This window comes from Ruegeria sp. CDSA020, assembly GCF_059612345.1.
This window is the reverse complement of sequence record NZ_JBXWQK010000002.1, coordinates 78,592-97,902: the sequence shown is the minus strand read 5'-3', so window position 1 is coordinate 97,902 and position 19,311 is coordinate 78,592. Positions and strand designations below refer to the sequence as shown.

The 19,311-nt window shown below is 58.3% G+C and carries 15 protein-coding genes and 1 pseudogene; 9 read left to right on the top strand and 7 right to left on the bottom strand.

Annotated elements, in window-relative coordinates; translation table 11 throughout:
• The first annotated feature begins 32 nt into the window (after positions 1-32).
• The 3 genes from dnaE (at position 33) to AC2FJW_RS03430 (ending at position 4,209) form a co-directional block, all read left to right on the top strand.
• Entirely contained in the window at positions 33-3,533 is a 3,501-nt protein-coding gene (gene dnaE / locus AC2FJW_RS03440) for a DNA polymerase III subunit alpha (RefSeq protein ID WP_496749214.1), read from the top strand.
• Between the two features lie 89 nt (positions 3,534-3,622).
• Positions 3,623-3,835, top strand: a complete 213-nt coding sequence (locus AC2FJW_RS03435; RefSeq protein WP_496749213.1) for a YMGG-like glycine zipper-containing protein — start codon at positions 3,623-3,625, stop codon at positions 3,833-3,835.
• A gap of 20 nt (positions 3,836-3,855) precedes the next feature.
• Positions 3,856-4,209, top strand: a complete 354-nt coding sequence (locus AC2FJW_RS03430; RefSeq protein WP_496749212.1) for a hypothetical protein — start codon at positions 3,856-3,858, stop codon at positions 4,207-4,209.
• A 4-nt stretch (positions 4,210-4,213) separates the two neighbouring features.
• Here AC2FJW_RS03430 and AC2FJW_RS03425 read toward each other — a convergent pair whose 3' ends face one another.
• The gene (locus AC2FJW_RS03425; protein ID WP_142638896.1) at positions 4,214-4,408 is read right to left on the bottom strand and encodes a SlyX family protein; all 195 of its coding nucleotides are present in this window, start codon (positions 4,406-4,408) and stop codon (positions 4,214-4,216) included.
• Positions 4,409-4,536: 128 nt separating this feature from the next.
• On the opposite strand from AC2FJW_RS03425, the gene hisS reads away from it, so the two are divergent.
• From hisS to hisG, 3 genes are read left to right on the top strand one after another with little or no spacing between them, the layout of a single operon-like run.
• Positions 4,537-6,024, top strand: a complete 1,488-nt coding sequence (gene hisS / locus AC2FJW_RS03420; protein WP_496749211.1) for a histidine--tRNA ligase — start codon at positions 4,537-4,539, stop codon at positions 6,022-6,024.
• Between the two features lie 3 nt (positions 6,025-6,027).
• Complete coding sequence (locus AC2FJW_RS03415) at positions 6,028-7,116, top strand: ATP phosphoribosyltransferase regulatory subunit (protein WP_496749210.1); 1,089 nt, start codon at positions 6,028-6,030, stop codon at positions 7,114-7,116.
• Positions 7,113-7,802: an ATP phosphoribosyltransferase gene (gene hisG, locus AC2FJW_RS03410; RefSeq protein ID WP_271952535.1), complete on the top strand. Its 690-nt coding sequence runs from the start codon at positions 7,113-7,115 to the stop codon at positions 7,800-7,802. Before AC2FJW_RS03415 ends, hisG begins: the two co-directional genes overlap by 4 nt.
• Here hisG and AC2FJW_RS03405 read toward each other — a convergent pair whose 3' ends face one another.
• Positions 7,803-8,234: a DUF1489 family protein gene (locus AC2FJW_RS03405; protein WP_281973647.1), complete on the bottom strand. Its 432-nt coding sequence runs from the start codon at positions 8,232-8,234 to the stop codon at positions 7,803-7,805. It abuts the gene before it with no gap.
• Between the two features lie 128 nt (positions 8,235-8,362).
• Here AC2FJW_RS03405 and AC2FJW_RS03400 point away from each other — a divergent pair, with 128 nt between their 5' ends.
• Positions 8,363-10,645 (top strand): adenosylcobalamin-dependent ribonucleoside-diphosphate reductase, encoded by a 2,283-nt coding sequence (locus AC2FJW_RS03400; protein WP_496749209.1) that lies wholly within the window; start codon positions 8,363-8,365, stop codon positions 10,643-10,645.
• Between the two features lie 340 nt (positions 10,646-10,985).
• Positions 10,986-11,603: pseudogene (locus tag AC2FJW_RS03395) on the top strand (tyrosine-type recombinase/integrase); the annotation flags it as partial.
• Here AC2FJW_RS03395 and AC2FJW_RS03390 read toward each other — a convergent pair.
• From AC2FJW_RS03390 to AC2FJW_RS03375, 4 genes are all read right to left on the bottom strand, one after another.
• Complete coding sequence (locus AC2FJW_RS03390) at positions 11,589-11,897, bottom strand: hypothetical protein (RefSeq protein WP_496749426.1); 309 nt, start codon at positions 11,895-11,897, stop codon at positions 11,589-11,591. The pseudogene AC2FJW_RS03395 and the gene AC2FJW_RS03390 overlap by 15 nt on opposite strands.
• A gap of 145 nt (positions 11,898-12,042) precedes the next feature.
• Positions 12,043-13,986, bottom strand: coding sequence for a cytochrome c3 family protein (locus AC2FJW_RS03385; protein WP_496749208.1), 1,944 nt, complete (start codon positions 13,984-13,986; stop codon positions 12,043-12,045).
• A 56-nt stretch (positions 13,987-14,042) separates the two neighbouring features.
• A complete protein-coding gene (locus AC2FJW_RS03380; RefSeq protein ID WP_496749207.1) occupies positions 14,043-15,020 on the bottom strand; it encodes an HAD family hydrolase in 978 nt (325 codons plus the stop codon).
• 97 nt (positions 15,021-15,117) lie between these two features.
• Positions 15,118-16,749 carry an arylsulfatase gene (locus AC2FJW_RS03375; protein ID WP_142638882.1) on the bottom strand — a complete coding sequence of 544 codons (1,632 nt, stop codon included), beginning with the start codon at positions 16,747-16,749 and terminating at the stop codon, positions 15,118-15,120.
• 332 nt (positions 16,750-17,081) lie between these two features.
• Here AC2FJW_RS03375 and AC2FJW_RS03370 point away from each other — a divergent pair, with 332 nt between their 5' ends.
• Complete coding sequence (locus tag AC2FJW_RS03370; protein WP_496749206.1) at positions 17,082-17,318, top strand: hypothetical protein; 237 nt, start codon at positions 17,082-17,084, stop codon at positions 17,316-17,318.
• Positions 17,319-17,996: 678 nt separating this feature from the next.
• On the opposite strand, the gene curA is transcribed toward AC2FJW_RS03370, so the two are convergent.
• Complete coding sequence (gene curA / locus AC2FJW_RS03365; protein WP_496749205.1) at positions 17,997-19,028, bottom strand: NADPH-dependent curcumin/dihydrocurcumin reductase; 1,032 nt, start codon at positions 19,026-19,028, stop codon at positions 17,997-17,999.
• Between the last annotated feature and the right edge of the window lie 283 nt (positions 19,029-19,311).

Here is a 19,311-nt window from a genome sequence, read left to right as displayed (position 1 = left end):
GTACCACCACTGGCTGCGATAGCGTGGGCGGCATGAGCAGCACTCCACGATTCATCCACCTCCGCGTTCACACCGAATATTCCCTGCTGGAAGGCGCCGTGCGGCTGAAAAAGCTGCCTGGTCTGTGTGAAAAGCTTGAGATGCCCGCCGTCGCCGTCACGGACACCAACAGCATGTTCTCTGCGTTGGAGTTTTCGGTCACCGCCAGCGGGGCGGGTGTTCAGCCGATCATGGGGTGTCAGGTCGATCTGACCTATCTGCAGTTGCAACCGGGCGAGAAAGCGAAAGCCCCCGCGCCGCTGGTGCTGCTGGCGCAGTCAGAGGCCGGGTATGAAAACCTAATGAAGCTCAGCTCTTGCCTGTATGTGGACAAGGGCGGGCAGTTGCCGCAGGTGACATTGGATGAACTGGCAGGGCGCTCGGATGGTCTGATCTGCCTGTCTGGCGGCCCCGACGGACCGGTGGGTCGCTTGTTGCAGCAAGGGCAGCGCCCAGCGGCCGAGGTCTTGGTGGATCGCCTTGCAACCATGTTCCCGGATCGTCTGTATGTCGAACTACAGCGCCATCCAGGCGAAGGTGGTCAGCCCGAGGCCGAACGTCTGACCGAGCGCGGCCATGTTGAAATGGCCTATTCCAAGAACCTGCCGCTGGTGGCTACCAACGATGTCTACTTCCCGACCACGGACATGTACGAAGCGCATGATGCGCTGATCTGTATTGCCGAGGGCGCTTATGTCGATCAGCAGGATGGCCGCCGCCGTCTGACCGCACAGCATTATTTCAAGTCGCAGCAGGAAATGGCGACCCTGTTCGCCGATCTGCCCGAAGCAATCGAAAACACGGTCGAGATCGCCAGGCGCTGTGCGTTCATGGCCTATCGCCGCGATCCGATCCTGCCGAAATTCGCTGATGACGAGGTGGCCGAGCTGCGCCGCATCGCCAATGAAGGTCTGCAGAAACGTCTGGCCGTGATCCCGCATGCGGTAACCCCTGAAGAGTATCAGAAGCGGCTGGATTTCGAACTGGACATCATCGAGGGCATGGGGTTTCCCGGTTATTTCCTGATCGTTGCCGATTTCATCCAATGGTCAAAGGATCAGGACATCCCGGTTGGGCCGGGGCGGGGCTCGGGCGCGGGGTCGCTGGTGGCCTATGCGCTGACGATCACCGACCTTGATCCGTTGCGTTATTCGCTGCTGTTCGAACGCTTCCTGAACCCCGAACGGGTATCGATGCCTGACTTCGATATCGACTTCTGCATGGACCGCCGCGAAGAGGTGATCCGCTACGTGCAGCAGAAATATGGGCGCGACAAGGTTGGGCAGATCATAACTTTTGGCGCGCTGCTGTCGAAGGCCGCCGTGCGTGACATCGGGCGGGTTTTACAGATGCCATATGGGCAGGTGGACCGTCTGTCCAAGATGATCCCGGTGGAAGGCGTCAAACCCGTCTCCATCGAGAAGGCGTTGAAAGATGAACCCCGGCTGCGGGAAGAGGCGCGTAACGAGGAGGTTGTGGACCGTCTGCTGACTTATGGCCAGCAGGTCGAGGGGCTGTTGCGAAACGCGTCGACCCACGCGGCTGGTGTGGTGATTGGCGACCGTCCGCTGGATGCGCTGGTGCCGCTGTATCAGGATCCGCGTTCCGACATGCCTGCGACCCAATTCAACATGAAATGGGTAGAACAGGCCGGTCTGGTTAAATTCGACTTTCTGGGTCTGAAAACCCTGACCGTGATCCAGAATGCGATGGATCTGATCTTCAAATCCGGGCGCGACCTGCACATCGCTGCTGATGGCACCGAGCTGTACGAAGCCGCCGAGGGGGCCGCGAACCAGATCAACGCCATCCCGCTGGATGATGAAGCGACTTACAAACTCTACTCAGCGGCCAAGACCGTAGCGGTGTTCCAGGTGGAATCCTCGGGCATGATGGATGCGCTCAAGCGGATGAAACCGGATTGTATCGAGGATATCATCGCCCTCGTCGCGCTATACCGTCCGGGCCCGATGGAGAACATCCCCAAGTTCTGCGAGGTCAAGAACAAGCTGAGCGAACGGGACACGCTGCACCCTTCCATCGACCATATCCTGGACGAAACCCAAGGCATTATCGTCTACCAGGAACAGGTTATGCAGATCGCTCAGGAAATGGCGGGCTATAGCCTTGGCGGAGCGGATTTGCTGCGCCGCGCGATGGGTAAGAAAATTCAGGAGGCGATGGATGCCGAGCGGCCTAAGTTCCTCAAAGGCGCTGCTGAGAATGACGTGGACGAGGCTAAGGCGACCGAGGTCTGGAACCTGTTGGATAAATTCGCCAACTATGGCTTCAACAAATCCCACGCTGCCGCCTATGCCGTGGTCAGCTATCAGACCGGCTGGTTGAAGGCGAACCACCCGGTCGAGTTCATGGCCGGGGTCATGAACTGCGATATCCATCTGACTGACAAGCTGGCGGTTTACTTCGAGGAAGTCCGCAAAGGGTTGGAACTGCCTTACATACCGCCCTGCGTGAACCGCTCGCAATCCACGTTTGACGTGGTGGATCAGCATCTGGTTTACGCGCTGGGCGCGTTGAAAAACGTCGGCGTTGAGGCGATGAATTTGGTAGTAGAAGGACGCGCAGGCAAACCGTTCGTCAACCTCTTCGACTTTGCCCGCCGCGTTGATCTGAAGAAGGTCGGCAAGCGGCCCTTGGAAATGCTGGCGCGTGCTGGCGCGTTTGATGAACTCGACAAGAACCGCCGCCGCGTCTTCGAAAGCCTTGATCCACTGGTGCAATATTCAGCTGCGATCCACGATCAGAAGAACTCGAACCAGGTATCGCTGTTCGGCGAGGCGGGCGACGACCTGCCCGAGCCACGCCTTTCGCCGACGCCGGACTGGTTGCCTGCCGAGCGTTTGAGCGAAGAGTTCAAGGCCATCGGATTTTACCTATCCGGCCACCCGCTGGATGATTATATGCCTGCCCTAAAACGCAAGCAGGTACTGACACTGGATGAGGTGATGGAAAAGGCACGCTCGGGTCCGCTGATCGCCAAGATGGCCGGTGTAGTGGCTGGGCGGCAGGAACGGAAATCTGCGCGCGGAAACCGGTTTGCCTTTGCCCAACTTTCTGACCCTACAGGTGCCTATGAGGTCACACTGTTTTCCGAAACGCTGGAGAAATCCCGTGAGTTTCTGGAAACCGGTGCACAGGTGGTGCTGACCGCCGAAGCAACGATGGAGGCCGATCAACTCAAACTTCTAGGCCGGTCCGTCGGGCCGGTAGATGCGGTCGTGGCCGAGGCAGGGGCGACCGGGCTGCGCATTTTTGTTAATCAGCCGCAGGTTCTGCCCACAGTTGCCAAAGTTCTGGAAGATGCCGCTGGCGCAGCCAAGGGGGCTGCGAAAGGGCCTATCCATCTGTGCCTGCTTGATCCTGGCCTGCCGGGAGATGTCGAGATGGACCTTGGCCAGGAATTCCCGATCAACCCGCAGATCAAAGGGGCGATCAAGTCGCTGGACGGCGTGATGTCGGTTGAGGAAATCTGACCGCCCCGGAAAAGTTGCCTGACATTCGCCCGCCGGATAGGCTGAGGACTGAAAGAGATTTTCTGGTGATGCCACAGGAGGGCAACCATATGACGATCCCACATTTCGGTTTTCGAACAATGATATTGGCCGCGTCGATGGCCTTGGTCACCGCCGGGTCGGCGGTGGCGGACGACAAGAAGAAAAAGAACACCATCGAAGGCGCGTTGATCGGGGCGGGCGTCGGTGCTTTGATTGGTGATGGCAAGGGCGCGGCAATCGGCGGCGTGGCCGGTGCCCTTATTGGACATAACTGGAAATGACTACGATGCGTTTGACCCAAATGAAAACCGCTCTCGCAAGCCTGTGCATGATCGTTCCGGGCATGGCCATCGCCGACGAAGCTGCTGAACAAATGGTTCAGGACGCATTGCCCGTCATGTATCATACCTGTGCAACGGTGGTTGAAGAGTCGGACGGTGATGAGGCCTATATCTTTGCGGTTGTCGAGAAGATGACAGCACTGTCGATCTATAACCGCCAGATTGATATCAATGATCACGCAAGCACGAACGAGGACAAAGCGAAACTGCGCGAGACCTTCATAGCCGCATTGAGAGAGGGCTGTGCCGAGGACCAAAACGCCCTGCTGGGCGGGGTAGTCGATAATGCGGTGAAGACGACGCTGGGCTTGTGATCGCTCAATAATGCGGCGGGCGTTCGTCTCCTAGGATGATGCCGCCTGATCCTTCTTGTGCCCGTTCACCTTCGCGGCGCATCAGCACCTCAACCCGGCGGGTCAAGTTGTCGATCTCATCCTGCTGCCGCGTGACGATTGTGTTCAGATCTTCGACCGTACGGGTCAGATGGGCGATCTGCTCTTCCAGATGTTGCATTGGAAACTCCTGTCTCGGGCCGGTCATAACGGCACCGGCTGTGCAAGGCCAGCGAAAGCGCGCCTTGCCCCGAAACGGGCCATGGGATAGACCGCGCGCGGAACACTTAACGCCCAAGGACGCCCCAAATGGCCAAGCCCAAGAAACAGCCCCGCCCCAAGGCCGTGACGCCGAAAGGGTTTCGCGACTATTTCGGCCAGGAAGTCACGCAGCGCACCGAGATGCTGCGGACCATCGCGGGCGTCTATCATCGCTATGGCTTTGACGCTCTGGAAAGCAGCGCGGTCGAAACGGTCGAGGCGCTGGGCAAGTTCCTGCCTGACGTGGATCGCCCGAACGAAGGCGTCTTTGCCTGGCAGGAATTCGATGAGAACGACAAGGGCGATTGGATGGCCCTGCGCTATGACCTGACCGCGCCTCTGGCCCGAGTCTACGCGCAGCACCGCAACGATCTGCCCACACCCTATCGCCGCTATGCGATGGGTCCGGTCTGGCGTAACGAAAAGCCCGGGCCGGGGCGGTTTCGTCAGTTTTATCAATGTGATGCGGATACGGTGGGTACCGCATCAATGGCGGCGGATGCCGAGATTTGCGCCATGTTGTCGGATACGCTGGAAACCGTGGGCATCCCGCGCGGTGACTATCTGGTGCGGGTGAATAATCGCAAGGTACTGAACGGCGTGCTCGAGGCGATGGGTCTGGGCGAAGACGCCGCCGCCCGTGACAGCGTGCTGCGCACCATCGACAAGTTCGATAAGGTGGGCAAAGCAGGCGTGCGCGAATTGCTGACCAAGGGTCGTTTGGACGCGTCAGGTGCCTTCATCGACGGCGTGGGTCTAAGCGATGATCAGGCAGAACCGGTCATCGCCTTCCTGACCTCCAAAGCTGCAGATACCACAGGAACGTTGGCCAATCTGCGTGCCGCCGTGGGCGACAGCCAAATCGGTGCGGATGGCATTGGCGAACTGGAACAGATCGGGACCTTGCTGGAAGCTGGCGGCTATGGCGCGGATCGGATCGAGATTGACCCATCGGTCGTGCGTGGGTTGGGCTATTACACCGGTCCGGTCTATGAGGCCGAGTTGACCTTTGATATCTTTGACGAGAAAGGCCGCAAGCGGCAGTTCGGCTCTGTCGCAGGCGGCGGGCGCTATGACGATCTGGTCAAGCGTTTCACTGGACAGGAAGTGCCAGCGACTGGTGTCTCCATTGGTGTCGACCGCCTGTTGGCTGCTCTGCGCGAAAAGGGGCGGATCAGCGCACAGGCCAAGGGACCTGTGGTTGTCACCGTGATGGATCGCGACCGCATGGCGGATTATCAGGCCATGGTGGCCGAGCTGCGCAATGCAGGTATCCGGGCCGAGGTGTATCTGGGCAACCCCAAGAATTTTGGCAATCAGCTGAAATATGCGGACAAGCGGAACTCACCCATTGCGGTCATCGAAGGTGGCGACGAAAAGGCGAATGGGATCGTGCAGATCAAGGACCTGATCCTTGGTGCAAAGATAGCCGAAAGCGCCACGCTTGAGGAATGGAAAGAACGCCCAAGCCAGTTCGAGGTTCCGCGCGGTGATCTGGTCGCCAAGGTGCGCGAAATTCTGGACAATCAGGACTGAGCCATGGCCAACCGTACTCAGATACAGACGCGCGCAGCAATGATGCGGGTGCGTTTCGAGACCGCAGGTGCCCGGGTTGTTGATCCGCCTCTGTTGCAACCGGCTGAAACGTTGCTGGGCCTCTATGGGGAAGACATTCGTGCCCGTGCTTACGTGACCTCGGATGCGTTGCATGGTGAACAAATGCTGCGCCCGGATTTTACGCTGCCGGTGGTGCAAATGCACATGTCCGACGGTGCCGAACCGGCGCGCTATACCTATTCGGGTGAGGTGTTTCGGCGGCAGGAACACGATCCGGATCGCGCGAATGAATATACCCAGGTCGGGTATGAGGTGTTTGATCGCACCGATCCGGCCAGTGCCGATGCCGAAGTGTTTTCGCTGTTTGCGTTGCAACTGCGTGGGTTGCCCCTGCGGGCGGCAACCGGGGATATCGGTATTCTGACCGCTGCTGTCCAGGGGCTGAGGACTTCCGACCGGCGCAAGGCGGCCCTGATGCGTCATCTGTGGCGGCCCCGCCGTTTTCGCGTCTTGCTGGACCGTTTCGCTGGGCGCAAGCCGGGGCCTGAAGGACGCAAGACCTTACTCGAGGCTACTGACCCTTTGGCAACCGACGCGCCTATGATCGGCAAGCGCCGCGCCTCTGAAATTCAGGCGCGGATCGAAGCCCTGCGTGAGGATCGTGATACCCCACCGATTTCCGACAACGAACTGGCCGGGTTGGAAACCCTGCTGAACGTCCGAGAAACCATGCCCTTTGCGCTTGAACAGCTGCGCGACGTGGCGGTGGACTTGCCGCAGATCACGCCGGCACTGGACCGGCTTGAGGCGCGGATCGCGGCCTTGCAAGCGCGCGGCGTGGATGTGGACAGGTTGGACTTCGAAGCGTCTTATGGCCGGACCTCGATGGAGTATTATGATGGGTTTGTCTTTGGTTTCTACGCCGAGGGCCGGCCGGATTTGCCGCCCATTGCCACTGGGGGGCGCTATGATGCACTGACCCGCCACTTGGGCAAAGGGGCAGAAATCCCCGCAGTTGGCGGCGTGCTGCGCCCGGACCTGATGCTGGAGATTGAGGAGGACGCCCAATGAGCCTGAAACTGGGCGTGCCTTCAAAGGGCCGGTTGATGGAAAAGACCTTTTCGTGGTTCGAAAAGCGCGGCATCACCCTGTCTCGCAGTGGGTCGGATCGCGAATATGCCGGTAAGGTGGAAGGGATCGAGGGTGTCTCGCTGATCCTGTTATCGGCGGGGGAAATTCCGCGTGAATTGGCTGCTGGTCGCATTCATCTTGGCGTCACCGGAATTGATCTGGTGCATGAAAAACTGCCGCGCTGGGAACAGCAGGTCGAAGAAGTATCTCCGCTTGGGTTTGGCAAGGCCGATCTGATCATCGCTACGCCAGCCTGCTGGGTCGACGTGGACACGCTTGATGACCTTGACGCGGCGGCAGCGGCTTTTCGCAAGACCCACGGCCACCGCCTGCGGATTGCCACCAAATACCACCGGTTGGTGCGTGAATTTCTGACAGATGCGGGCGTGGCCGATTATACGCTGGTCGACAGCCAGGGGGCGACCGAAGGCACGGTAATGAATGAAACCGCCGAAGCGATTGCCGATATCACGTCAACGGGGGAAACCCTGCGCGCCAACCACCTGAAAATCCTGACAGACGGGCTGATCCTGCAATCGCAGGCAACCCTATGGCGCAGCCGGGTGGCCAAGTATACGGACGAAGACAAGGATGTTCTGACTGAGGTGCTCGACCGTCTGGCCTGATTACAGCACGCCGATATCCGCCAGCGCGCGGTTCAGATCATCGGGCAGGGCATCGTCCTGCGCGCGGGTTTTTGGCAGATCGGCGGGGGTGTCCTCGGGCTTGAGATAACGCCACCCCTGAAAGGGGCGCTTCAGGGCGTTCTGGGTGCGATGAACCTCAGGATCCAGAATAATGGCGCAGCGGCGAATGCCGTCATCCCCGATCACTTCGTCCATTCGTAGGATGCGCTGACGGCATTGCACAACGCCTTTGATCACCCAATAGATTGATCCGCCATTCAGAATCTCTGCCTCGCGTTTGGGCCACATGCGTGTCACGTGGCGCGGCAATCCGTCCTCGTACAGAGGCATGCGACTCTCCTGCCATGCGATCAGCGTGTCGACGCTTTCTGATCCGACGGACAGTTTTATGAGGTTTACGTACTTATCCACAGCTTTCCCACAGAGTCGTCCCAAGGCTACCTTTATATTGTAGCCTTCTGCACCGCTTCATCAAGGTGTTGTGGTGAAGGTGCGAATTGGGCTAATCTGGATACCTCTTTCAAGACAGGGAATCACCAATGAGCCGCTTTGCCGCCCCCATCGCCGAGCAGATCTGGGACATGAAATACCGCTTTAAACAGGCGGATGGAACACCCATCGACCAAACGGTTGAAGACAGCTGGCGCCGTATCGCTCGGGATCTGGCCCGCGTGGAACAGGACCCTGCTCATTGGGAAGACAAGTTCTTTGAGGCGTTGGAGAATTTCAAATATCTGCCCGCCGGACGCATCACCGCCGGTGCGGGCACTGCACGCCGGGTGACCCTGTTCAACTGTTTTGTCATGGGAACCATACCAGACAGCATGGGCGGTATTTTCGATATGTTGAAAGAGGCCGCCCTGACCATGCAGCAGGGTGGGGGGATCGGCTATGATTTCTCAACCATTCGTCCGCGTGGCGCGGATGTACACGGGGTGGCGGCGGACGCCTCGGGGCCGCTGAGCTTTATGGATGTGTGGGACGCGATGTGCCGCACGATCATGTCTGCGGGGTCGCGCCGCGGGGCGATGATGGCGACCATGCGCTGCGATCATCCCGATATCGAACAGTTCATCACCGCCAAATCCGACCCGGCCCGTCTGCGCATGTTCAACATGTCGGTTCTGGTGACAGATCCGTTCATGGAGGCAGTCAAGGCCGATGGCCCGTGGGAACTGGTGTTTGATGGCAAGGTCTATCACACCATCCAGGCCCGCGATCTATGGAACAAGATCATGCAGGCCACTTACGACTATGCCGAGCCAGGTGTGATCTTCATCGATCGGATCAATGCGGCCAACAACCTCAGCTATGTCGAGACCATCGCGGCGACGAACCCCTGCGGTGAACAGCCCCTGCCGCCGTATGGCGCCTGCTTGCTGGGCTCGATCAACCTGGCGCGTCTGGTGGCCGGACCTTTCGAGGATGCCGCGCATCTGGATGAGGCCGCGCTGCAAGAGCTGGTCGCCACCGCCGTTCGCATGATGGACAATGTGGTCGACGCCTCGAAATTCCCGCTGGCCGAACAAGAGGCCGAGGCGCAAGATAAACGCCGCATTGGTTTGGGTGTCACCGGGCTGGCCGATGCACTGTTGATGCTGGGTCTACGCTATGGCTCTGACGAGGCGGCGCGTCAGACCGAGCGCTGGTTGCACGCAATCGCCCGCGTCGCGTATCTGGCGTCGGTCGATTTGGCAAAGGAAAAGGGGGCGTTTCCCTTGTTCGAAGCTGAGAAATACCTGGCCAGCGGCACAATGCTGCAGATGGATGACGACGTACGCGATGCGATCCGCGAACACGGCATCCGCAACGCGCTGCTGACGTCGATTGCCCCGACGGGGACGATTTCCCTGTACGCGGGCAACGTCTCTTCGGGGATCGAGCCGGTCTTTGCCTATGCGTATACGCGCAAGGTCCTGCAAAAAGATGGCTCACGCACCGAAGAAGAAGTCGTGGATTACGCCGTTCAGATGTGGCGCGACAAGTTTGGTGATAAGGACCTGCCCGACTATTTCGTCAACGCGCAGACGCTGCCTCCGTCTGATCATGTCAAGATGCAGGCGGCGGCACAGAAATGGATCGACAGCTCGATTTCCAAGACGATCAACTGCCCCGAGGATATCAGCTTTGACGCTTTCAAAGATGTCTACATGCAGGCCTGGGATCAGGGCTGCAAAGGGTGCACGACCTATCGCCCCAACGATGTGACAGGGTCGGTTCTGACCGTATCAGAGAGTGCCGACAAAGCTCCTGGAGAAAGCGCGGATGCGCCGCACGAGGTTGATGGCGGCGATGTCATCTATATGTCTGAACCGCTGGACCGCCCACAATCGCTTGAGGGGTCAACATATAAGTTGAAATGGCCCGACAGCGAGCATGCGATTTACCTAACCATAAATGACATTGTCATTGGCGGCCGCCGGCGTCCGTTCGAGGTATTCATCAACTCCAAGAACATGGAGCATTACGCATGGACGCTTGCGCTGACCCGCATGATCTCGGCCGTGTTCCGTCGGGGCGGTGATGTGTCCTTTGTGGTCGAGGAACTCAAGGCGGTATTCGACCCGCGCGGCGGGGCCTGGGTGAAAGGCAAATACATCCCCTCGATCCTGGCCGCGATTGGCGGAGTGATCGAGCAGCACCTGATCAATATCGGCTTCCTTGAGGGCGAAGGGATGGGGCTGAAATCCGACCCTCAGGCGCAAGTGGTCAACCTCGACGGCCCCCGCGGCAAAGCCTGCCCGTCCTGCGGTCAGTTCGACATGGTGATGATCGAAGGATGCATGACCTGCCGTAGCTGCGGTCACTCTAAATGCGGGTGAGCTGAAGTAGTGGATTCTGTTGTATGTGACGTGTCACACGACATGACCTAAACGTTTCAATAGGTCATTTTGGTTGATGGAATGAGTAAACGGCCTCGGATTTCTTCTGGCGCCGTTCGCAACTCTGACAGGGACAAACGAATGAGATGTCGCTGGGCTGAAGCGGTCATTCGCTGCGGACGCCAATAGCAATTGGCAAGGGGCTCGTAGCTGCCGAATGCATCGGCAGAAATGGTGTTCTCGGCCGACTTCCGAGAGCAGGCATTCACTCCGCTTGTACGATAACTTCGTCAGCGCGGTGCTGATGTCTGGGGATGGAGGGAGGATCGGAGGGCAAATCATGCCAAGAGTCCAACTTCCCGCCGTCACTCCGAAACGAAAAGCCTGGAATATGGGCCGGATTGTCGGCCAGAAACGGCCGCTGCTTCCGAAACAGGTTTGGGCGATCCGCGTGTGGCTCGAACTGGTGGACAACCTGCGCGATCTTGCGCTGTTCAATGTGTCGATTGATAGCAAGCTTCGCGGGTGCGATCTGGTGAAACTGGCCGTCACCGACCTGGTGAGGGATGATCGCGTTCGCGAAAGGGTGTCCGTTATCTAAAGCAAAACTCGGCGTCCCGTTCAGTTCGAACTCCCTGAAAACACGCGCGATACGATTGCCCCTTGGATCACGTCACCGGAAATGATCCGCTGCCGTTTCATGTTTCCCAGCCGGTTTCACGACCGCCAACACATTTCGAGGCGACAGTACGGTCGAATTGTCCGCGATTGGGTGACGGCCATCGTGTTAGAGCCGAGTGGGTACGGCATGCATTCTTTGCGCCGGACAATGGCTGCGGAAATCTATCGAAAAACTGGCAATCTCCGCGCTGCCCAGCTGCTGCTAGGTCACACCAAAATCGACAGTACTGTTCGATATCTGGGCGTCGAATTTGAAGATGCTCTACCCGTTCAGGATCTGGGTCGTCATCGACGTGCTCAACTCCGAGCGCACAGGCTCGGGCGTGTCGTTGCCGAGGGACAGGTCCGTGTACATATAGTCGGTGAGAAAGCTCCATTTCCCGTTACTGGCGGCAAAGGCTTCCATAAAGGCAAAGTCCAGATTCTCAAGCGCGTCGCCAAACATGAGTGCGTCCTTGATCTGCCATGCGGGTGTATCGATTGCGGTTTTGGTCTCGGGCGCGAACAGGTAGATCGTTGCCTCGTAGTTCCAGTTAGTATTCTGAGCAGACGCGGGCCCGGATGCCGGCAACTGCCGGCACGATTGCGGTCAAGATCGTTTTCATAGGCAGTGCCTATTGAGCTAACGTTTCATTGTATGCAGGGTGACTTCAGGGATAGCAGAAGCTGAGCAGCTCAGCGGTCCGCTCTGAGGTTCCGGATTCTGGCAAGAGCAGTCACTCGCTATCTCCTTGCGGCGCAGGTCTTCCTTCCAGCTCTGCCTGTGCGGCCAGAAGTGCGGGGTGTTCCGGATTGGCTGACAGAGCTTCTGCCACAACCGCGGCGGCAGCAACGCGTCCTTGGGTTGCCGCTGTGATCCTGGCCAGCATCATCCATGCATCCAGCCGTTGCGGATCCAGCCGCACCACCTCGCGGAACGCGGATGTGGCCATGCCCATGTTGCGCATGCTCAGTGCCACACCGCCCAGTTGGAGGTGGGTTTCAGGAAAATCGAGCCGGTTTGCCATGGCATCCTGCCATTCAGCCATGGCGGCTTGCAGCTCTCTAGCGGTTCCATTCTGGAGGCGGTTCTCCGTATCACCCAGCATCGCGCGGGCAGCGGCCATGCGCACATTGCGGGCAGGGTCGGCAAAGACAGCGGCCAGGCGCTTGCCCCTTTCCTGAAGCGGTGCAAGGCGCTGCAGAGAGGCCGCGGCAGCGCGGACAAGCGGATCCGGGTCCCGCAGCAGGTCTGTCAGCCTAGCGGCGAACAGCGGGTCGTTGGACTGCTCCAAAAGCCAGAGCGCAGTGGCCCGCACGATGCCCGGCTGGCTGGTATTCTGCGCCAGCGCGGTCAAGTCGCCGGCCGCCGCTGCCGCATCGGCACGTCCCCGCGCCAGCACCTCCCCGTAATGCCGGCCACGGTTTCTGTCGTCCGGATACCAAGCGGAAATCTGTGCAGCTGCCCAGGCTGCGTCCTGGCTGCGGTGGCAGGCGGTGCAGGCATCCGGTGCTCCCGTCACCGGCGAAAGATCCGGCCGGGGAATGCGGAAGGAGTGATCGGCGCGCCAGTCGTTGCCCATGTAGACGCGTTCTGGCATGTGGCAGGACTGGCACTTCGCTCCAGCGCTGCTTTCCGGGTGGAAGTGATGTGCAGGGCTGTCGTAGTCTGCTGCTGTGAGTGTTGGGAAGTCCGGATTGCCCGCCGGGCTGTGGCATTGGGTGCAAAGGCCGTTGCCTTCTGCCTTCAGGTCCAGACTGTGTGCGCCGTGGCAATTCAGGCAAGTCACGCCCCGAGCGTGCATCTTAGATTGCAGAAAGGAGCCGTAGACATAGACCTCGTCCTGGATCTGCCCGTCCGCGTGGTAAAGTCCTGGGCGCAAAAGTGCGAGCGTGTAGGCATCATGAAAACGCGTGCCTGGCACCGGGTTGCCGTCCAAGTTGGCTTCGCGTCTGGAATGGCACGTCGCGCATTGTTCGACTGCCTGCCGAGGATCGGCGAAATCCACAGGAAATCCATGGTTTGCGGACGGCGGTGTCCTTGTCGTTTCCCATGTATCAGCCCAATCAACGTGGTCCTTTCCCGGTCCGTGGCAAGCCTCGCAGCCAACGCCTATTTCGACCTGGGTTGATGCATAGCTTAAACGGCGTGCGTCGTAGTTTTTGCGGAACCCGGTGGCGTGGCACTCCGCACAGCGCGCATTCCAGGTCTTGTAGGGACCCGTCCAATGCAGACCATCCAACGGAGGCAGGGTCTGGTCCGGATAAAGGTGGAACCACTTCCCCTCTTCGGTGTCCCAGACCACGTCAAAACTCTGCAGCTGCCCCGGTTCGGTCTCGAGAAGATATTGCTGCAGCGGTTCGATCCCCGCAACCGAATGCACTTTGTATTCCGCTTGCGATCCATCCTTTTCGATCACCTCGACGTAGTATTCGCCCTCTGCTCCTGTCTGAAACCGGGCGGTCATACCGTCATGGTGAAAGGCCGTTCCGCCGAAGTCACCTGCGACCGTCTCCCGCGACGGCGTTGTCCAGGCCTGAGCGTGATGCGATCCTGCCCAGCCTGCGGCACTGTCCTTATGGCAACCGGTGCAACGATCCGACCCCAAGTAGCCGTCAAGGCTCTGGGCCATCGCTGGCAGACCCAGCAGCAAGAGAAGGATCAAGACTACAATCTGCATTTTCAGAGGGCCATCCGATTTTCTGGGTCGTTCATGCACAGGGATGGTGCAGGGCTTCATTCGCGGCTCGGCCAGATCCGCTCCCAATCACGGGCCATGTCGATTACCAGCCAACCGCGGCTGGCTGCTTCATCAAGTCCGCGTGCAAGCTGCCCGATATGGCTTTCACGGCCGTAAGCGTATTCGCGTTCGCTGTCAGTATGGTGCAGCAGGATGCCCAGCCGCGCACCATCGCCCGCAGTAGTCCACTCAAGCATCTGGAAGTCTCCATCGGAATTTCCCACTGCGATCACCGGCCGGCGCCCGATGCGGGCCTCGATAGCAACGGGCTTACCTGCCTTGTCGTCGATGAAGAATAAACCGGGGTCCTTCATCACCCGCGGCGGTCCGTCCCCGGCGGAATAACTGCCATTTCCGATGGATCCGATGACCTGCTCGGGCGGAATGTTATAGGCGCTTTCAGAGAACACCCGGATGAAATGCAGGCCGCCGCCTGAGGCGATGTAGGTACGGAAGCCTTCATCGCGCAGATAGGTCAAGAGCTCCAGCATGGGTTGATAGACCATTTGGTCATAGGCCAGGCCTGTGCCGGAATGCCTGGCCGTGTCCAGCCAGCTGCGCACGGCGGCCTGGAACTCGTCCACCGTCAGGCCGGAGTGGGTGGTGGAGACGATTTCCAAAAGTCCCTCAGTGCCCGAGGCGGCCACTGTCTCCATGTCGCCTTCGACTGCGGCCCGCAGCACGTCAGACGTGAGCACCCCGGGATCAGCGGCGGCCATTTCTTTCAATCGGTCGATGGCAAATAGCAGTTGAAAGTAGACCGGTTGTTCTGCCCAGAGCGTGCCGTCATTGTCGAAGGTCGCAATACGCGCGGCCGGGGTGACATAATCAGGTGAATCCGGGTCCGTTATGCCTTCGACAAACGCAATGATCCGATCCTTGGTGGCCGTGTCCGTCCAAGACGGCAAAGGGTCAGCGAGCGGAGCTGATGCAAACAGAATTGTCAAAGGAATTGAAAATAGCAGAGCACGCATAGGGACAACCTCCGCAAGTGCAGGGAAAGGGATGCCGAGGCAACCGGAAAATTACGCGCCCCGACGGAATACTCCGTCGGGGCGAAGTGGGATGAGTCTACTGCGAGCCGCCCGGCTGCGACAGCTTCTCCATTACCTTGTCGAGGCTGAACGAAGCCGCCTCCTGCCGCGGTGGGTATTCTTCGAAAGTTGCCAGGAACTGCCCAACATAAGCCTGGGCCGGCACCAGCATGAAGGCGTGGTCCATCAGCCAGTCGTAATAGGTGTTCGACGTCCGGTAACCGCGTTCATAAGGGTCGCGGCGCAGGTTGAAGATCAGCGGCACGCGCAGCGGCGTCAGCGGCTCCATCCAGGCCCGGAGAGTTCCCCAGGCCTTCTGCTCGAGGAAGGTGATCTTCCAGTTGTTGAGCCGGATCGCCGCGAGGTCGCCGTCGTCAGTGAAGTAGAAGATCTCATTACGCGGGCTCTTGTCCGTGTCACCCTTGAGCATTGGCAATAGGTTGTAGCCGTCGAGATGGACGCGATACTCGCGGCCTGCCATTTCCGGAACGGTGATGCCTTCGAGCAAATCTTCCTTGATGGTTTCATTGCCTGCAGCGGCCAGGAATGTTGGCAGCCAATCCATGTGATGCACGATCTCGTTCGAGATCGTTCCGGGCGCGATATTACTGGGCCAGCGGACCATAGCAGGCACCCGCCAGGCGCCTTCCCACTGGGTGTTCTTCTCGCCCCAGAACGGGGTCATTCCGGCATCCGGCCATGTGTTCATATGGACGCCGTTATCAGTGGAATAGAACACGATGGTGTTATCGGCGATGCCGAGCTCGTCAAGCTTTTCGAGGAACTTGCCGATATCCATGTCGTGTTCGATCATGCCGGCAGTGTATTCATCAGCTTTTTCCCCATTGTATAACTCATCCGCGAGCGCGCGGTTCTCTTCGCTGACGTGGGTACGGAAATGCATCCGTGTGCCGCTCCACCACAGGAACCAAGGGGTGCCGGCGTTGGTCTGTTCCTCCATCCAGGCAATTGCAGCATCTGATGTCTCGTCGTCCACAATCTCCATCCGCTTCCGGGTCAGAGCCCCGGTATCCTCGATATTCTGCGTGATTTCATTTTCGCCGTAGGTCGCGGTCACGTTCAAAACACCACGCGGACCGAACCGTTCAAGGAACGTCGTGCCGTCTGCGAACACCATATCCTTCGGGTAGTCCTCGTTTTCCGGCTCTTCTTCGGCGTTCAGATGGTAGAGATTTCCGAAAAACACATCGAAACCGTGGTTCGTCGGAAGGTGTTCATCCCGGTCTCCCAGATGGTTCTTGCCGAATTGACCGGTGGCATAGCCTTCGGCTTTGAGGAGGCCGGCAATGGTGGGATCTTCGATCTGCATACCTTCCTTGGCACCGGGCAGGCCGACCTTGGAAAGGCCGGTGCGGAAGACCGACTGGCCCATGATAAAGGATGACCGGCCAGCCGTGCAGGATTGTTCACCGTAGTAGTCGGTGAAGATCATACCTTCTCTGGCAACCCGGTCGATATTCGGCGTTTGATAACCCATCAACCCCATTGTGTATGCGGAGATATTGGACTGGCCGATGTCGTCGCCCCAAATGACGAGAACGTTCGGCTTGCCGCCCGCGCTGCCTTCTTGGGCAAGCGCCGGCGCAATCCCAATGCTTAAAATCAGGAACCCGGCCGCGACGGCCCTGTTCAAATACGAAACTGGCATAATCGGTCACTCCCTCACATTCGCTAACAGTGAAACTTGAGTTGGTCGCAGACAAGCACCAAGCGAGAGGCTTTGCTTGCCTTTGTCCGCCCGTAGAACATTTCGAGTGGGATCAACTATCCATAAGTTGAATGTATGGCGCAACACTTTCTTTTTTTGGGGCAATCTTTCGGTTGTCGGCCATTGTGTCTAGGCCGTTGCGGACCGGCACGTCATCAGGAACTGCCATGGCCTGCAAGCGGAGTCCTTGGCGCACAAGCCGGAGGCCCACGCGCACAGCAGGCTTTCCGGTCATCTTTGCCGATAAAAGTCAGGACACAGACCCGGCCTTTGTGGATGCGCTCCGCGAAGTGGCGCAGGCGGTTTCACTAGGCTTCTGTCTCGGCTTCTTCGGCGATCCGGAGCAGAAAATTTACATGCAAGGTGCCGGACAAATTCCGCCTGAAGAGGGATGCGAGATGTCTGACGTCAGCGCCAACCCGACGTTGACGTATTACAATATCATAGGATGCTGCGTTTGCTTCGATGGCCGCTATGAGCCGATTGTGTTGAAAAACTCGAGTATCTGACGGCTGCATTTTTCCGCCAGAATCCGTTACGGCGGCTAAATTGAAACCCTGTGCTTGGTAGGGGCCCTGAGAGCTCCGGACAATGTCAACGCGAGTTTTAGGCCGACCCCTCGACGAATTCTCGGAAAGGCCTCCTGCAGGCAAGTATTTCACCCATCTTCACGAAAATCGGAGTTTTTCAACACGATCAGCCCAGTCTGCACAAAGGTGAGATGCACCAACCTAGAGACCGGGTTGTTGGAGCGAACATTCATAGGGCAGCGTCTACGCGTAAGTCTGCACAGGAATAAGACGTTTGGCGATCAACAGATAGTCCACGGCACTTGCGGCGTCCCCCGCAAACTGGAGATAGAAACCCATGAAGAGGTTAGCCTCGTATCCGTTAGGTTCGAGGATAAGTGACTGATGCACAGCGTCGACGGCTGCATTTGCGTCGCCGCTGGCGACATATACGCCTCCCAGAGCAATGTGCCCCCACGCAAAATCCCTGTCGAGCGTTATCCAAATGCCGTGGCGGGCGACTAAACTTCTGAAAGTGGCGCATCCTTCCAGTAGTCCGAATGGCAGATTTCGGGATCAGCCGAGAAGATCGAACCTTTGGCTCAACTGCAGCTTTGGGCCGTTACTTTGACGATGGAACCATCCAAAGAACGATGCAATGTCTGGCTGCGTGTCCGGCTAACCAACTTTTACGACCATCTTTCCAAAGTTTCCGCCGGCCAGCAGTTGATTGAATGCTTCCGGAGCATTTTCCAGCCCCTCAACCATATGTTCCTTGTAGCTTATTGAACCGTTTTTGAGCCAAGCCGTCATATCGCGGACAAACTCCTGATACACGTCGGCACCGAAGTTGTCGAAGATTATGAAACCCTGCATTCTGACTTTCATCCGCAGGATCGTGCCCATGATCGCAGGGCCCATATCCGGGCCGTCCGGTAGGCCGGGCAGGTTGTACCAGGATACAATCCCGCAGACGGGCACCCGTGCAAACGGGTTCAAGAGCGGCAATACGGCATAGAGAACTTTGCCGCCAACGTTTTCGAAATACACGTCAATTCCACTTGGACAAGCCTCGCGCAGTTGCGCCGCCAGATCATCAGATCGATGGTCCAAACACGCGTCAAATCCAAGGTTTTCGACTACATGAGCACATTTTTCAGAACCGCCTGCGATGCCCACTACGCGACATCCTTTTAGCTTTGCGATCTGACCGACTGTTGCGCCTACCGGGCCGGCTGCGGCAGCCACAACAACTGTTTCACCGGCTTTTGGCTCCCCGATTTTCAGAAGCCCGGCATAAGCCGTGTAGCCTGGCATTCCGAGAATTCCGAGCGACCAAGACGGGTTGTCCGGAGATTTACCCAACTTAACGACCTGCGTTCCGTCTGAGACAGCAAAATCCTGCCACCCGCTTGTATTGAGCACATACTCTCCGACTTCGTATCCTTCGATGTTGGATTTGACCACCTGCCCGACGACCTGCGCCGTCATAACACCGCCAATCGGAACGGGTTCGGCATAGGATTTTGCGTCATTCATTCGGCCACGCATGTAAGGATCCAACGACAGGTACACCGTACGTACCAGCATTTCGTCTGGTCCAGGTTCAGGAACGCTCGTGGTTTCGCGGCGCAGTGTATTCTCGTCCGGTTGTCCGGTTGGGCGATTGGCGAGAACAATACGACGATTGGTGGCGGATGTTTGGGGCATTGTGACCTCTCATAAGACGGCTTTCTTGCAACAGAGACCAAATTCCGCTGCAGAGCAACACGACAGCACCAACGAGTTCGAAAAACCTATAGACGTGGCCCAATCACGCACGATCTGCGCATTGAAATGCCCAAACGCTCATGGAAACGCCCTGCTAAAAAGTAATCAAACCCGACCTTTGGTTCGTCTTCCATTCACCTCTCGACTGAGGTTCTGGTTCCTTCATGAATCTCGAAGTGGAGGGGTCTCTGAGTCTTGCTTTGCAGGTCTGAAGCTTGCTCAT

Coding starts and splice junctions, on each gene's coding strand:
- AC2FJW_RS03425 (WP_142638896.1), bottom strand. CDS start 4,408: ATGCAACATCTGGAAGAGCAGATCGCCCATCTGACCCGTACGGTCGAA.
- AC2FJW_RS03435 (WP_496749213.1), top strand. CDS start 3,623: ATGACGATCCCACATTTCGGTTTTCGAACAATGATATTGGCCGCGTCG.
- AC2FJW_RS03385 (WP_496749208.1), bottom strand. CDS start 13,986: ATGCAGATTGTAGTCTTGATCCTTCTCTTGCTGCTGGGTCTGCCAGCG.
- AC2FJW_RS03375 (WP_142638882.1), bottom strand. CDS start 16,749: ATGCCAGTTTCGTATTTGAACAGGGCCGTCGCGGCCGGGTTCCTGATT.
- hisS (WP_496749211.1), top strand. CDS start 4,537: ATGGCCAAGCCCAAGAAACAGCCCCGCCCCAAGGCCGTGACGCCGAAA.
- dnaE (WP_496749214.1), top strand. CDS start 33: ATGAGCAGCACTCCACGATTCATCCACCTCCGCGTTCACACCGAATAT.
- AC2FJW_RS03380 (WP_496749207.1), bottom strand. CDS start 15,020: ATGCGTGCTCTGCTATTTTCAATTCCTTTGACAATTCTGTTTGCATCA.
- curA (WP_496749205.1), bottom strand. CDS start 19,028: ATGCCCCAAACATCCGCCACCAATCGTCGTATTGTTCTCGCCAATCGC.
- AC2FJW_RS03430 (WP_496749212.1), top strand. CDS start 3,856: ATGAAAACCGCTCTCGCAAGCCTGTGCATGATCGTTCCGGGCATGGCC.
- hisG (WP_271952535.1), top strand. CDS start 7,113: ATGAGCCTGAAACTGGGCGTGCCTTCAAAGGGCCGGTTGATGGAAAAG.
- AC2FJW_RS03415 (WP_496749210.1), top strand. CDS start 6,028: ATGGCCAACCGTACTCAGATACAGACGCGCGCAGCAATGATGCGGGTG.
- AC2FJW_RS03400 (WP_496749209.1), top strand. CDS start 8,363: ATGAGCCGCTTTGCCGCCCCCATCGCCGAGCAGATCTGGGACATGAAA.